Raw genomic sequence first — 14,437 nt, forward strand, 5'->3', positions numbered from 1 at the left:
GGTGCGGGCGCGCGGGTCAGGAGCGCAGGAAGGCCCGGACACCCGCCGAGGTGGCGTCGTCGCCGAGCAGGTCGTTGTGCCCCAGGCAGCCGACGGGGGTGTTGGTCGCCCCGGTCAGCGGGACGCTGTCGTCGGGGTTGACGACCTCGTCGCAGTTCGACCAGAAGGTGGCGTACCCGACCGCGCCCGGCGTCTCGTCGCCGGCGGCCAGGTTCTTGACGACGTACGAACCGGGCGTCATGTCCCGGCAGGCCTGGTCCCACAGGGCGCAGCCCCAGGCGATGGAGGTGCCGTGGTTGGGGCCGGCCAGCGAGACCAGATGGTCCACCGTCGCGCCGCCGCCCCCGTAGGTGACGTACCAACGGCTGACGAGGGATCCGAAGGAGTGCGCCACGATGTCCACACGGGCGGCGCCGGTCTCCCGACGGACCTGCTCGACGTACGCGCCGAGCCTGCCGGCGAGGACCTCGTTGACGGACCGGTGGGTGTCGTACCCCCAGGAGTACAGCTCCGCGTCGCCGTACCCGTCGGCGCGCAGATCCTCCCGCAGCGCCCCCCAGACGCCGGGGTCGGCGTTGTAACCGTGCACCAGGACCACCGGATTTCGGGCGGGGGCCTGCCGGGGAGCGGTCCGGTCGGCGGCCTGGGCCGGGAAGGACGCGAGCAGGGCCAGGCAGAGCGTCAGGAGCGCCAGGAATCTCTGGCGGGGCGTCAGCATCGGGTCCCCTTTACCTTGTTACGCGCGAGTAGCGCGGACGGTGCGCGCATCGTGTTGCCTGTCGGTACAGAAATCCACCCCCGTGCAGCACCTCTCGGCCCATCAGGCACACCCCACCCGGAGCATTCCAACGGGCGCCATACCCCCTTTACCCGAGAAGATATGAATTGCGACCGGCAGCCGTCGGTCTCCTTGCGTCAGCGCACTCGGGAGGATCCGCCGTGACCGTCAGCCTTGACCAGTTGCGCCGCTGCCACGTCGCCGTCGACCTGGGGGCGGCCAGGACCCGCGTGTACGTGAAGGGCGCCGGCCTCGTCGTCGACGAACCCAGCGTGGCCGCGGTGAACACCCGGACCGGGGCACTCATCGCCGTGGGCACCTTCGCCGAACGGATGACCGGCCGCACACCCGACTACATCCGGGTCGTGCGCCCCGTCTCCGGCGGCACCGTCGTCGACATCGAGATGGCCCAGCGGATGCTGCGTCACCTCCTCGGCGAGAAGCTGCGGCGCGCCCTGCGCCGCAAGCCCCGGCTGCGGGCCGCGGCCTGCACCCCGCACGACGCCGACCCCCTGGCCCAGCGGGCCACCGTGGAGACGCTGGTCGGGCTCGGCGCCCGGCGCGTCGAACTCGTCGACACCCTGATCGCGGCGGCCGTCGGCTGCGGCCTGCCCGTGGAGCAGCCGACCGCGACCATGATCATGGTGTGCGGGGCGGCGGCCACGCAGGTGGCGGTCCTCTCCCTCGGTTCGATCGTCACGGCCGAGCGGATCCCCGTCGGCGGCGAGGCCATCGACCACGCGATCGTCCAGCACCTGCGGCACGCGCACGAGCTGATGCTGCCCAGCCAGGCCGTCCGGCCGCTCCAGCTGGCCCTGCACGGCAACGGCATCACCCCCGACGGGCCGGCCTCCACCCTCATCCACGGCCGCGACGTGGCCACCGGGCTCGCCCGCTCGGTACAGGTGGACACCGCCGCGGTCCGCGACGCGATCTTCACCCCGCTGACCGCCGTCCTCGACGGGATCGGCAAGGTGCTGCGGGACTGCCCGCCGGACCTGGTCGCGGACCTGACGGACCGAGGGATCATGATGGTGGGAGGCAGCGCCCTGCTGCCGGGCCTGGACCAGATGCTGCGGGACGCCACCGGGATGCCCGTCGCCATCGCGGAACGTCCCGACGTGTGCGCCGTACTGGGTCTCGGCGCGATGCTCGAAGGAAAGATCACCCCCATGGTTCTCAACCCGCTGGCCGGATGACGCTGGACCCGAAGGAGACCGCGGCCGAACGGTCCGCCCTGCCCGCCCTGCTGGAGGCGGTCCTCTCGGTCGGCTCCGAACTGGAGCTGCGCACCACCCTCCAGCACATCGTGGAGTCGGCCGCCGCACTGTGCGGCGCCCGCTACGGCGCGCTCGGGGTCGTCGACCCCGAGCGCGCCCGGCTGACCGAACTGTTCACCGCCGGACTGACCGAGGCCGAACGGGCCGCGATCCCCCGGCTCCCCGACGGCCGGTCCGGGGTGCTCGGAGCGCTGATCGCGGACGCCCGGCCGCTGATGCTGGACGACCTCGCGCGGGACCCCCGCTCGGTGGGCTTCCCGCCCGGCCACCCACCCATGCGCACCTTCCTCGGAGTGCCGATCCGGGTGCACACGGAGGTCTTCGGCAACCTGTACCTCACCGAGAAGCAGGGCGGCGGCGCGTTCACCGACGAGGACCTCGCGCTGCTGCGCGTCCTGGCCTCGCAGGCGGGCATAGCGATCGGCAACGCCCGGCTGTACGAGACCGCGCGCCGCCGGGAGCGCTGGATCGAGGGCGCCGCTGCCGTGACCACGGCCCTGCTGGCGGGCCGCCCGGCCGCGGACGCGCTGAAGTGCGTGGCCGAACGGGCCCGGCTGCTCGCGGACGCGGCGGCCGGCGTGGTGCTCCAGCCGACACCCGAGGGCGGCATGGAGATCGTCGCGGCCTCCACGCACGGCGACCCCGGCGACATGGTCGGCACCGCCATCGCCCCCGGCTCGGCGGTCCTGGAGCAACTGCTCGGCGGCGAGCCGGTCTTCATAGAGGACTCGGCGACGGATCCGCGGATGACCACGCACGTGCGGGTGCGGTTCGGCCCCAGCATGATGCTCCCCTTGCAGAGCGGCGGTCAGCTCATCGGCACACTGGCCCTGCCCCGCGAGCGCGGCGGGCGGCCGTACGACGCGGTGGACCGGCTGCTGGCCTCGCAGTTCGCCTCCCAGGCGGCGCTGGCGCTCGTCCTCGCGGACGCGCAGCACGACCGGGAGCAGTTGGCCGTGTACGAGGACCGCGACCGGATCGCGCGGGACCTGCACGACCTCGTGGTCCAGCGACTGTTCGCGACGGAGATGATGCTGGAGAGCACCAAGAAGCGCTCGGCGGCCGCCCCCGCCGGGGACACCGTCGGCGACGAACTCGGCCGGGCGGTCGACGAACTGGACTCCACGATCCAGGAGGTCCGCACGGCCATCTTCGCTCTCCAGCAGCCGCCCACCGACGCCCCGACCACCTTCCGCGGCCGGGTGCTGCGCGAGACGGGCGGCGCGGCGGTGCTGCTGGGCTTCCAACCGTCCGTGCACTTCGAGGGCGCCGTGGACACCCTGCTCACGGAACCGGTCGCCGGCGACCTGCTGTCCACCCTGCGCGGGGCGCTGGCCTCGGCCCACCGCCGGGCCGAGGTCACCTCCATCCGGGTCGGGGTGAACGCCACTCCGACCCGGGTCAGGCTGACGGTCTCCGACGACGGCCGCACCGAGACGGGCGCCCGGGGCACGACGCTGACCTGGGAGTCGCCGCTCCAGGGCAACCGCCTGACCTAGGAAGTGTTCGCCGAGCGCAGGGCGAGGCGGGTGCTGGACTGGGCGACCCCGGTCTCCCGCTTGAGGCGGCGCAACAGCGCGTCGAGGGCCGTCGCGTCGGCGACCCGGGCCCGTACGAGGTAGTCGTACTCCCCGGTGACGTGCACGACCTCGGTGATCCCGGGCAGCCTGGCGACCCGCTGCTCGAACTCCTCGTTGGTGACGTCCTGGCGCAGCGTGAGGTCGATGAAGACGACGAGGCCGCCCCGGGTGTCGGCGGCCGGGTCGACGACGACGGTGAATCCGAGGATCACCCCGTCCCGGCGCATCCGGCGCACGCGGTCGGCGGTGGCGTTGGCACTGAGGCCGACGCGGACGCCGAGGTCACGGTACGAGATCCGCGCATCCTGCTGCAGGATGCCGAGGATCTCCCTGTCGAGACGGTCCATGCCGCGATTGTCGCAGCGGGGGCCGATATCCGCCGCCATGCGCCGGGGCGCACGACGCATCCTCACGGGCATGAGCGAACTGATGGGTCCGGCGGTGTCGGGGGCGGTGGCGGGCCTGGGCGTGGCGATGCCGATGGGTGCCATGAGCGTGCTGTTGCTCCAGGAGGCGATGCGGCACCGCGGGGCGGCCGTGGCCGCGGCGACGGGCATCGCGGCGGTGGACCTCGGCTACGCGACGCTCGCGACGATGGCGGGGCCCTGGGTCGCTTCCCACGTCGCGCCCGTCGAGGCCTGGGTCCGACTGGCATCCGCCCTGGTCCTGCTGGTCATCGCGGCGCGGGGACTGCGCTCCGCGACGGCCGTGCCCGCGCGGTGCGCGGCGCCCGCGACAACGGCCGCATCCGGCCCCCCGGCGGTCGGTACGGAGGCCTCCCGGCCGGGCAGGGCCTTCGGCCGCTTTGTCGCCCTCACCGCCGTGAACCCCACCACCGCGCTGTACTTCGTCGCGCTCACCACCGCCCAGGGCGGCGGTCTGGGCAGCGGCCCGACCGGAGCCGCCTTCCTCGCGGGCGTCGCCGTCGCCTCCCTGCTGTGGCAGCAGTTCCTCGTCGTCCTCGGCTCCTTCGCGGGGGCGAGGGTCTCCCCCGCCGTCCGCGTCCGGACGTTCCGCCTCGGTCACGGTCTCGTCGCCGGCTACGCCCTGAAGATCGCCTTCCCCCTCCCCTGGACCTGACCCGGGCCGTGCGCGGGCGTGTGAGTCGGACGGACGGGCCGGGCGGACGGGCAGACCGGGACGGGCACAGGATGTCGGGTGGGGCGGGACGCGCCCGCCCTAGCGTGGGACCTCGAAAGGGAAGGAGTCCGGGAATGCTGGAGCGCCTGAACCAGGCCATGGAACACATCGAGTCGCACCTCGACCAGCCGATCGACGCGGCCGAACTGGCCCGCGTGGCGCTGACGTCGGAGTACCACTTCCGGCGCATGTTCTCCGCGCTGGCCGGCATGCCGCTCTCGGAGTACGTCCGTCGCCGGCGGCTGACCCTGGCGGGCGCCGAGGTACTGGCCGGCGAACGGACCCTGCTGGACGTGGCGACGCGCCACGGCTACGGGTCGGGCGAGGCCTTCGCGCGGGCGTTCCGCGCCGTGCACGGCGTGGGCCCGGGCGAAGCCCGCCGGACGGGCGCGACGCTGAGTTCCCAGCCCCGGATGTCCTTCCGCCTCATCGTCGAAGGGAGCAGCAGCATGCGGTACAGGATCACGGAGAAGGCGGAGTTCCGGGTGGCCGGCCTGAGGGCACGCGTCCCCCTCGTCCACGAGGGGGCGAACCCGGCCATCGCCGCGTTCATCCGCGGCATCGACCCGCAGGTCCTGCGACGGGTCGCGGAACTGTCCGACCAGGAGCCTGCGGGGATCGTCGCGGTGAGCGACCAGCTCGATCCGAGCCGGGCCGAGGGCACCGAACTCGACTACTACCACGGGGTCGTGACCGGCGGCGAGGTGCCGCCGGACCTGGACTCCCTGGTCGTGGCGGCGGGCACGTGGGCCGTCTTCGAGAACTCGGGCCCGTTCCCGCAGTCTCTCCAGCACCTGTGGCGGGACGTGTTCACGCAGTGGTTCCCCTCGAACCCGTACCTGAGCAGGTCGGGGCCGGAGATCCTGCGCGTGCGGCTGTCGCCGGACGGGGAGCGGGCGGACGCGGAACTGTGGATCCCGGTGGAACGCTCGACCCCCTGACCGGACCACCGGGGCCGGACCACCGGACCGCGGTACCCGCCGGACCGCGGGGACCACCGACCCGGCGGGGATCTTCCTCACCCTCTAGGGTGAGCCCGTGACCCGCCTCTCGGCCCGCGCGGCCATCGCCTCCCTCGCCGACCCCGGCAGTTTCGTCGAACTCCCCGTACCACCACGGGAGTCGCCGGCCGACGGCCCCCTCGCGTGGAGCGGGTACGACGAGTCCCGGGCCCGCGCCGAGCTGCGGACCGGCGAGCGGGAGTCCGTCGTCACCGGGACCGTCCGCATCGGCGGTCACGAGGCGACCCTGATCTCCTTCGAGTTCGGCTTCCTCGGGGGTTCCCTGGGCGAGCGCACCGGAGACCGGCTCGAAGCCGCGTACAGCCACGCTCGCGCGCACCGGCTCCCCCTGGTGTCGCTGATCGCCACCGGTGGTTCCCGGATGCAGGAGGGGATGCTCGCCCTCACCCAACTCCAGCGGGTGGCCCGGCAGTCCGTGCTGACCCGCGCCGCCGGGCTCCCGCAGATCGCGGTCCTGCGGGACCCGACCACGGGCGGCGGTTGGGCGACCCTCGGGGCGGGCGCGGACGTGGTGCTCGCGCTCCCCGGGGCGCAGGTCGGCTTCGCCGGGTCACGGGTGCGGCCGGCCGACGCGGACCCCGCGGCCTACACCGCCGAGGGGCAGTACGCGTCCGGGCACGTGGACGCCGTGGTGCCCGCCGCTTCGCTGCCGGGCACCGTGACGGACTGGCTGCGCCTGCTGGCCGCGCCCCGGTCGACGGAGCCGGTCGAACCCCCGGCCGCGCTGGTGGACGCGACGCCGCCCGCGACGGGTTGGGAAGCCGTCGGTCAGGCCCGGCACCCCGACCGGCCGCGCGCCCGGGCCTACCTGGACGCGTACTTCACGCTGCGCCTGCCCCTGTCGGGGGACCGGGCGGGCGGCACGGATCCCGGGATGCTGTGCGGGTTCGGGCTGCGGGAGGGGCGGGCCGTCGCGTACGCCGCCCAGTGCGGCACCGCCACCCGCCCGGCGGGCTACCGGACGGCCGCCCGTGTCATCCGCCTCGCGGACCGGCTCGGGATCCCCGTGCTGACCCTGGTGGACACCCCGGGCGCGGCCAACGACGCCGCCGCCGAACACGCGGGCGCGGGCGCGGCCATCGCGGACACGTTCGCGGCGGTGGCCGGGGCCTCGGTGCCGGTGACCACCCTGCTGATCGGCGAGGGCGGTTCGGGCGGAGCCCTGGCCCTGGCCGCGCCGGGGAACACCTGGGTCACCCCGGACAGCTACTTCTCGGTGATCGCGCCGGAGTTGGCGGCGGCCATCCTCAAGCGCCCCGCCGACCAGGCCCCGGCCACCGCGGACCAGCTCCGCGTCCGCCCGCAGGACCTGGTGGCCCTGGGGGTGGCGCGCGGGGTGGTCGCGGCGAGACGCTGAGGACCGTCGTCGCCGACCAGCGGCGGGCGCAGCCGCCCGACCCCGCCACCGGGCCCGCGTTCAGGCCCGCTTTCAGGCCTGCGGCGACCTGGCGTCGTACCGCGCGAACCCGCGCCACCACGCGGCCAGCAGCCCCACCACCAGGACGCAGGCCAGCCCCCCGCCCGTGATCGCCACGGCGGGGGAGGTCAGGTCGGCCACGGTTCCGGCGAGGAAGTCCCCGAGCCGGGGTCCGCCCGCGACGACCACGATGAAGACGCCCTGGAGCCGGCCCCGCATCTCGTCGGGGCTGGCGGCCTGCATCATCGTGGAGCGGAACACCATGGAGATGGTGTCGGAGCAGCCGGCGAGGGCGAGGAAGAACAGTCCGAGCCACAGGTTCCGGGTCAGTCCGAAGACGGCGATGGCCAGCCCCCAGGCGGCGACGGACAGGAGGATGGCCAGGCCGTGCCGCCGGATCCGCCCCAGCCAGCCGGAGAACACCCCGCCCAGCAGCGCCCCGACGGCCGGAGCCGCCACCAGCAGGCCGACCGTCTTGGCGTCGCCGCCGTACCAGAGCCCGGCGATGGCCGGGAACAGCGCGCGGGGGTGCGCCAGCACCATGGCCGCCATGTCCGAGAAGAAGGTCATCCGAATGTTGGGCCTGGTCCCGAGGAACCGCAGCCCGTCCAGCACGGAGGCCCGGCCCCGGACCCCTTCGGCCCGGTCGGGCTTCATCGAGGGCAACCGCCACATCGCGTAGAGGGCGGCGCAGAAGGTGACGGCGTCGACCAGGTAGGCGGCCTGGTACCCCCACCAGCCGACGATGAGCCCGCCCAGGACGGGGCCGATCATCGTGCCGGAGGTCATCGTGACGGAGCCCAGCGCGTTGGCCGCCGGGAGCTGCTCGGGCGGCAGCAGCCTCGGGATCATCGCCGACCGGGCCGGCCCGTTGAGCGCCCCGCAGACCGCCTGGAGCGCGACGATCGTGTAGAGCAGCCAGACCCGGTGGTAGTCGAGGAGCGCGGCGGCGGCCAGCGCGACGGACAGGACCGCCAGCCCCGTGGAGCTGTGGAGGCCGAGCTTGCGCCGGTCCACGGTGTCCGCGATGGCGCCGCCGTAGAGACCGAAGACCACGAGCGGCACGAGGGAGAAGAGGCCGACGAGCCCGACGGAGAAGCTGGACCCGGTGATCTCGTAGACCTGGAGGGAGATGGCCAGGGCGGTCATCGCCTGGCCCATCCAGGAGATGGTCCCGCCGACCCACAGCCGCCGGTAGTCCGGGGAGGTGCGCAGCGGGGTCAGGTCGGCGAATATGCGCCGCCGGGGTCGGGGAGGGGACGTCGTACCGGTCACATCGGATGATAACCAGCGGCCCGCGCGCGGCTCTCGTCCTTTTCCCGCCCGTTCACACCCGCGCAACAGCCGCCCCACCGGAACCGGGCACCCCACCCCGAGTCTGCCCTTGCCGCTAACTCGCCATTATCACCGGACATTTGACCGAATCGGCGTACCCTCCCCGCCTCCCGCTCGGCTCATGATGAAAAGACTCGTATGTCCAGGGAGGCGTAGTGATCGAACCTGGCAACAGCACGACGAGCACCAGTCACACCGGCATCCGCGCCGCGGGCAACGGCGGGCCGCACCTCATGGGCGGCGACACGGCCCCCCTCACGCTCGGGGTCGAGGAGGAGTTCCTCCTCGTGGACGCCCGCACCCTGCGCGTGGTCCCGGCCGCCCCCCTCGTCCTCGCCACCGCCGCGGGGCTGCCGCACGAACTGCACCCCGAGGGAACCCGCTACCAAGTGGAGATCGCCACCCCGATCGCGGACTCGGCGGCCACCCTGCGGGCGGAGCTCGCCGCCCTGCGGCGCTCCCTCGGCGCGGCGGCCCGCGCCCACGGCTGCCGGCTGTTGGCGGCGCCCTCGCCGATCCTGGCCATGGAGGGGCCGCTGCACCTGACCGACGACGAACCCCGCCAGCGCGAACAGCACCGCCGGTTCGGCGCCCTGACCGACACCCTGGTCAGCTGCGGACGCCACATCCACATCGGCACCCTCGACGTGGACACCGCGGTGGCGGTGTCCAACCGGGTCAGACCCTGGCTGCCCACGCTGATCGCGCTGGCGGCCAACTCGCCCTTCTGGGGAGGCCGTGACACCGGCCACTCCAGCTGGCGCGCGATGGCCTGGGCGGGCTGGCCCTCGGCGGGCCTGCCCCCGCACTACACGTCCACGGCCCACTTCCGACGCTCGGTACAGACCCTGCTCGGCTCCGGGGCGGCCCTGGACACCAAGATGGTCTACTGGGACCTTCGCCCGTCCGGGCACTGGCCGACGCTCGAGATCCGGGCGCCCGACATGTCCTCGGACATCGACTCGGCCATCCTCCAGGCGGAACTGGCCCGCGCCCTGGTGGCCACGGCCCTGCGCGAGATCGCGGAACACGTCCCCGACCCACCGGTGCGGGACGACGTACTGCGCCTGGCCCGCTGGCGGGCGGCCCACGACGGTCTGGAGGGCTTCGGCCTGGATCCGTACTCCGGCACCGAACTCCCCGCGGCCGACCTGGCGGAAGCCCTGTTCGACCGGGTCGCCCCGGAACTGGCGGCGGCCGGCGACCTCGACCACGCGGCCAAGACCCTGGCGGGCCTGCTGCGCGACGGCTCGGGCGCCCACCGCCAACGTGTGGCGTACGCGCGCCGCCAGGACCTGATGGACGTACTGCGCCTCGTGGCGGACGACACGGAGGACGTCTAGGAACGGCCCGCCCCGCCGACCCGACCCGCCGACCCGGGCGCCGGGTCGGCGGCCGGCGGGCCTCGCCCGCACCTCGCGCGCGGCGAAGGTCCGCACGGGGAAGCCCGCACGGGGAAGGCCGCCTCCGTCCGGTTGACCGCCTGGCGCGCCATCCCTCCCGGCCCCCGGGCGGCTGGAACCATGCGGAAATGGCTTCCCCCAGCACGGCCGAGGGTTCGGCGAAGGCGCGACTCGTCCTGCTGACGCTCGCGTCCGGTCAATTCCTGATGGCGCTCGACAGTTCCGTCATGAACGTCTCCATCGCCACGGTGGCCGAGGACGTGGGCACGACCGTGACGGGCATCCAGGGCGCGATCACCGCCTACACCCTCGTGATGGCCATGTTCATGATCCCCGGCGGCAAGGTCGGGGCGCTGATCGGCCGCAGACGCGCGTTCATGATCGGCTGCTGTATCTACGGGGTGGGGTCCTTCATCACGGCGATTGCGCCGAACCTTCCCGTGCTGCTGCTGGGCTGGGCGTTCCTGGAGGGGATCGGGGCGTCGCTGATCCTGCCGGCGATCGTGGCGCTGGTGGCCGGCAACTTCGCCGTCGAACGCCGTCCCGCCGCCTACGGGCTCGTCGTCGCGGCGGGGGCCGTGGCCATCGCGGTCGGACCGCTCATCGGCGGCGTCGCGACGACGTACTTCTCCTGGCGGTGGGTCTTCGCCGGCGAGGTCGTGGTGGTGCTCGCCATCCTCGTCCTCGCGCGCCGCATCGCGGACGCCCCGCCCGGTGAACGCCGGAGCGTCGACTACGTGGGCGCCGTCCTCTCCGCGCTCGGGCTGGGGATCTTCGTCTACGGCGTGCTCCGGTCGGACGAATGGGGCTGGTTCCAGCCGAAGCCCGACGCGCCGTCGTGGATCGGGGTGTCCCTGACGACGTGGCTGATGCTGGCGGGTCTGCTGCTGATCCGGCTGTTCCTGCATTGGGAGGGAAGGGTCGTCGAGAAGGGCGGGGATCCCCTCGTCGATCCCGGCATGCTGCGGAACAAGCAGCTCACCGGCGGCCTGACGATGTTCTTCTTCCAGTACCTCGTACAGATGGGCGTCTTCTTCGTCGTCCCGCTCTACCTGTCCGTCGCCCTGGGCCTGTCCGCGCTGGAGACCGGCGCCCGTCTCCTGCCGCTCTCGGTGAGCCTGCTGGCGGCCGCGACCCTGATCCCGCGCTTCCTCCCGGACATCTCGCCGCGGCGAGTGGTGCGGCTCGGAACCCTCGCGCTGCTCGCGGGAGCGGTGGTGCTGATGGCCGCGCTCGACGCGGGCGCCGGGGCCGAGATCGTCACGCTCCCGCTCCTGCTGATCGGGCTGGGCATGGGCGCGCTGGCGTCCCAGCTCGGGTCGGTCACCGTGTCCGCGGTACCGCAGGCGCAGAGCGCGGAAGTCGGCGGCGTACAGAACGCCGTCACCAACCTCGGCGCCTCGATCGGCACGGCACTCGCCGGATCGATCATGATCGGCGCGCTGACGGCCTCCTTCCTGACCAACGTCGAGGCGAATCCGGCGGTCCCGGACAGCGTCAAGAACCAGGCGACCATCCAGCTCCAGAGCGGTGCGCCGTTCCTGTCCGACGTCCAGCTGAAAACCGCCCTGGACGAAGCCGGCACGAGCCCGGAGGTGGCCGAGGCGGCCATGTCCGCCAATGCCGACGCCAGGCTCGACGGCTTGCGCGCGGCCCTCGCCATCCTGGCCTTCGCCGCGCTCATCGCCCTGTTCTTCACCCAACGGATCCCCTCGACCCAGCCCCGCTCGACGGAGCCGTAGCCGCCGCCCGCGGGAGGCCGGGCGGGACGTACGAGGGTGCCGCCCGCCCCGCGCGTGCGGAGCCCGGGGTGGGCGCGCAGCATGGAGGGGCAGGGCGGACCCTCCCCGGGGCACGCCCTCGGACGCCTGGAGCCCCCGCATGTCCCCACTTCCGCGCCCCGGCCGAGCCCGGCCCGCCTCCGCGGTCGCCGCGGCGTTCTTGGCGGCCGCCCTGGCCGCCGTGCCGAACGGGCCCGCCCACGCCTTCACCGGAGACAACCACGAGGACATCACCCGGGCCGCCCTGCCCTGGGAGCCGGTGACCCTGACCGCGATGGCCGACGCGCGGAGCGGGGCGATCAACGCCAACGACCACCGCCCCTACTTCGACGTCGGCCCCCTGCACTGCGACAACGCCGACTACCTCGAACCCCGCCACGCCCGGGACTACCCCCGTACCCGGGACGAGGCCACCACCGAGCTCCTCGCCTGCGTCCGTACCTCCGTCGCCCGCTTCCGCACCGCGGTCCGGGCCGCGGACGGCCTCGTCGACTCCGACGGGAAGGTGCGCGCGGACCAGGGCGACCTGTCCTCCCCCTGCGTGTGGGACGGGAAGCCCGGGCGGGCCAAGTGCGCCGTCCTCGAACAGCTCGGCCGCGGCTGGCACCAGATCGAGGACTTCTACTCGCACTCCAACTGGGTCGACCAGCCGGCCCCCGGCCCGGTCGGCCTGGACAACCCGCCCGGACTGGGGCGCACGGACGTCGCCCCGTTCCTCGACGTCCGCCGCTACAGCGCCATGACGGACGCCGAGTGGACCCGGGAGGCGCGCGAGCGGATCCCCCGGGACCTCACCACCGGCTGCTACCCCGACATGGACTCCACCGGGGTCAAGCCCCCCGACTGCGCCGGCCGCGTCGCCCACAACCGCGCCCTGAACAAGGACACCGCCGCGTCCGCCCGTTCGAGGACGGGAGACAACTTCCGGCATGCCACGACCGGGGCCACCGCCGAGATCACCCGCCAGTGGAACGACTTCAAGGCCGAACTGCTCACGGCCTACCCCGACCACCGACGCGGCGCACAGATGGTCTGCGCCCTCACCCACGACGACCCGGCCGCGGCCTGCCCGGCCGGTTGAGAACCGGTCACCACCCCACGGAGCGGCGGACGCACTCCGTCCGCGGGTTCGCGATCACGGTGTGAGCCTCGTCGACAGCGGAGCGAGCGGGGTCACGTTCTTCGGGTGGGTCGGGTTGAGGAACCACTTGCGCGCGGAGACCAGCCACCAGATGCCGGCGAACGCCAGTACCACGCCGACGGCCAGGGGCGCGTAGTTGAAGGTCTCAAGGGTGACCGGGGCGGCTTGAGGCAGCATGAACAGCACGGTGATCAACGCGACCCAGGCGACCGCGAGCACGCCGACGGGCTTGGACCAGCGGCCCAGGTGCCACGGGCCCCGGTGGAAGGCGGCGCCCTGGCGCAGCCGCAGCAGCGTCGGGATGACATAGGCGATGTACAGGCCGATCGTCGCGATCGACGTGACAGCCGCGTACGCGGTCGTGTTGAACAGGTAGGGCAGACCGAGGACGAAGGCGCCGCCGGCGGCCAACCAGACCGCGTTGGTCGGCGTACGGGTGCCCGGATGCAGCTTGTGCCACGTCTTGGAGAAGGGCAGGGCTCCGTCACGGGAGAAGGCGTAGATCATGCGGGAGTTGGCGGTCACGCTGGCCATGCCGCAGAAGAGTTGGGCACCGATGACGATGAGCAGCATCATCTTGCCGGTGCTCTCGCCGAGGGCGTCCAGGAAGATCTGCGCGGGCGGAACCCCGGTCTCGGAGGCGAGGGAGCCGCTGTAGGACTGGATGGCGAAGGTGAGTCCGAAGAGGAGGACGAACCCGGCGGCCCAGGAGACCAGGATGGAGCGAATGATTCCGCGGGGCCCCTCGACGGACGCGTTCTTGGTTTCCTCGGTCATGTGGGCGGAGGCGTCGTAACCGGTGAAGGTGTACTGCGCCATCAGCAGACCGATGAGCGCGACGTACACGGCGGAGCCCCAGCCGGTGTTGTTGACGAACTCGCCGAAGACGAACGAAGGCGACTGGTGCCTGTCCGGGACGACCAACAGGGCACCGACGATCACCACGACGCCGATCAGGTGCCACCACACCGACACGGTGTTGAAGAAACCGACGATGCGCACCCTGAAGGTGTTCACCAGGCCGTGCAGCAGCAGGATGATCCCGAACAAGGTGATGGTGTGGCCCGGGGTGGCGGCGTAGCCGAACTCCAGGTTCAGGTAGGCGTTGAGGAAACTGGCGGCCCCGAAGTCGATGCCGGCGGTCACGGCCACCTGCCCGAGCGTGTTGAACCAACCGGTGAACCACGCCCAGGCGGGCGCGGACTCGCGCGGGGCCAGCTTGTGCGCCCAGAAGTAGAGGCCGGCCGACGTCGGATAGGAGGAGCAGACCTCGGCCATGGCCAGGCCGACGAACAGGGTCATCAGGCCGACGAGCACCCAGCCCCACATGATGACCGCGGGGCCGCCCGTGTTCATGCCGAACGCGTACATGGTCAAGCAGCCGCTCAGCACGCTGATGATCGTGAAGCTGACCGCGAAGTTCTGCCGGCCGCTCATGCTGCGGTCGAGCGTCTGGGTGATGCCCAGCTCGGCGAGGCGCTCCTCTTCCGACTGCATGGTGCTGGGGATCTCTAATGGCATGGAGGTGCTTCCTTCATCGTGAGTGCGTCCATCGTGAGT

General features: G+C 72.9%; 12 protein-coding genes. 8 read left to right on the forward strand and 4 right to left on the reverse strand.

What is annotated here, in order from left to right; translation table 11 throughout:
* Nucleotides 1-16: 16 nt before the first annotated feature.
* Nucleotides 17-718: a triacylglycerol lipase gene (locus tag OHA84_RS12890; protein ID WP_266971629.1), complete on the reverse strand. Its 702-nt coding sequence runs from the start codon at nt 716-718 to the stop codon at nt 17-19.
* Nucleotides 719-939: 221 nt separating this feature from the next.
* Between OHA84_RS12890 and OHA84_RS12895 the strand changes: the two genes are divergently transcribed.
* Entirely contained in the window at nt 940-1,977 is a 1,038-nt protein-coding gene (locus tag OHA84_RS12895) for a rod shape-determining protein (protein WP_053677815.1), read from the forward strand.
* Nucleotides 1,974-3,557, forward strand: a complete 1,584-nt coding sequence (locus tag OHA84_RS12900; RefSeq protein ID WP_266971627.1) for a GAF domain-containing protein — start codon at nt 1,974-1,976, stop codon at nt 3,555-3,557. The genes OHA84_RS12895 and OHA84_RS12900 overlap by 4 nt, the downstream gene beginning before the upstream one ends.
* Here OHA84_RS12900 and OHA84_RS12905 read toward each other — a convergent pair.
* Entirely contained in the window at nt 3,554-3,985 is a 432-nt protein-coding gene (locus OHA84_RS12905) for an Lrp/AsnC family transcriptional regulator (RefSeq protein WP_266971625.1), read from the reverse strand. The genes OHA84_RS12900 and OHA84_RS12905 overlap by 4 nt on opposite strands.
* Before the next feature lie 70 nt (nt 3,986-4,055).
* Here OHA84_RS12905 and OHA84_RS12910 point away from each other — a divergent pair, with 70 nt between their 5' ends.
* The 3 genes from OHA84_RS12910 (at nt 4,056) to OHA84_RS12920 (ending at nt 7,157) form a co-directional block, all read left to right on the forward strand.
* A complete protein-coding gene (locus OHA84_RS12910; RefSeq protein WP_266971623.1) occupies nt 4,056-4,718 on the forward strand; it encodes a LysE family transporter in 663 nt (220 codons plus the stop codon).
* 134 nt (nt 4,719-4,852) lie between these two features.
* Nucleotides 4,853-5,719, forward strand: a complete 867-nt coding sequence (locus OHA84_RS12915; protein WP_053677807.1) for an AraC family transcriptional regulator — start codon at nt 4,853-4,855, stop codon at nt 5,717-5,719.
* Between the two features lie 97 nt (nt 5,720-5,816).
* Nucleotides 5,817-7,157: a carboxyl transferase domain-containing protein gene (locus tag OHA84_RS12920; RefSeq protein ID WP_234350006.1), complete on the forward strand. Its 1,341-nt coding sequence runs from the start codon at nt 5,817-5,819 to the stop codon at nt 7,155-7,157.
* A 72-nt stretch (nt 7,158-7,229) separates the two neighbouring features.
* On the opposite strand, the gene OHA84_RS12925 is transcribed toward OHA84_RS12920, so the two are convergent.
* On the reverse strand, nt 7,230-8,492 hold the full coding sequence (locus OHA84_RS12925; RefSeq protein ID WP_053677805.1) for an MFS transporter: 1,263 nt from the start codon (nt 8,490-8,492) through the stop codon (nt 7,230-7,232).
* A 215-nt stretch (nt 8,493-8,707) separates the two neighbouring features.
* On the opposite strand from OHA84_RS12925, the gene OHA84_RS12930 reads away from it, so the two are divergent.
* From OHA84_RS12930 to OHA84_RS12940, 3 genes are all read left to right on the forward strand, one after another.
* Nucleotides 8,708-9,895, forward strand: a complete 1,188-nt coding sequence (locus tag OHA84_RS12930) for a glutamate--cysteine ligase (protein WP_266971620.1) — start codon at nt 8,708-8,710, stop codon at nt 9,893-9,895.
* Between the two features lie 188 nt (nt 9,896-10,083).
* Nucleotides 10,084-11,697, forward strand: coding sequence for an MFS transporter (locus tag OHA84_RS12935; protein ID WP_266971618.1), 1,614 nt, complete (start codon nt 10,084-10,086; stop codon nt 11,695-11,697).
* A gap of 139 nt (nt 11,698-11,836) precedes the next feature.
* Nucleotides 11,837-12,817, forward strand: a complete 981-nt coding sequence (locus tag OHA84_RS12940) for a hypothetical protein (protein WP_266971616.1) — start codon at nt 11,837-11,839, stop codon at nt 12,815-12,817.
* Nucleotides 12,818-12,871: 54 nt separating this feature from the next.
* Here OHA84_RS12940 and OHA84_RS12945 read toward each other — a convergent pair whose 3' ends face one another.
* Nucleotides 12,872-14,398: an amino acid permease gene (locus OHA84_RS12945; protein WP_266947446.1), complete on the reverse strand. Its 1,527-nt coding sequence runs from the start codon at nt 14,396-14,398 to the stop codon at nt 12,872-12,874.
* Nucleotides 14,399-14,437: the final 39 nt, after the last annotated feature.

The sequence above is a fragment of the Streptomyces sp. NBC_00513 genome (assembly GCF_041431415.1).
Lineage (GTDB): Bacteria > Actinomycetota > Actinomycetes > Streptomycetales > Streptomycetaceae > Streptomyces.

Bases quoted from the DNA above. Each gene is read 5' to 3' on its own strand.
- OHA84_RS12890 (WP_266971629.1), bottom strand. From the start codon at position 718: ATGCTGACGCCCCGCCAGAGATTCCTGGCGCTCCTGACGCTCTGCCTG.
- OHA84_RS12900 (WP_266971627.1), top strand. From the start codon at position 1,974: ATGACGCTGGACCCGAAGGAGACCGCGGCCGAACGGTCCGCCCTGCCC.
- OHA84_RS12905 (WP_266971625.1), bottom strand. From the start codon at position 3,985: ATGGACCGTCTCGACAGGGAGATCCTCGGCATCCTGCAGCAGGATGCG.
- OHA84_RS12910 (WP_266971623.1), top strand. From the start codon at position 4,056: ATGAGCGAACTGATGGGTCCGGCGGTGTCGGGGGCGGTGGCGGGCCTG.
- OHA84_RS12915 (WP_053677807.1), top strand. From the start codon at position 4,853: ATGCTGGAGCGCCTGAACCAGGCCATGGAACACATCGAGTCGCACCTC.
- OHA84_RS12935 (WP_266971618.1), top strand. From the start codon at position 10,084: ATGGCTTCCCCCAGCACGGCCGAGGGTTCGGCGAAGGCGCGACTCGTC.
- OHA84_RS12940 (WP_266971616.1), top strand. From the start codon at position 11,837: ATGTCCCCACTTCCGCGCCCCGGCCGAGCCCGGCCCGCCTCCGCGGTC.
- OHA84_RS12945 (WP_266947446.1), bottom strand. From the start codon at position 14,398: ATGCCATTAGAGATCCCCAGCACCATGCAGTCGGAAGAGGAGCGCCTC.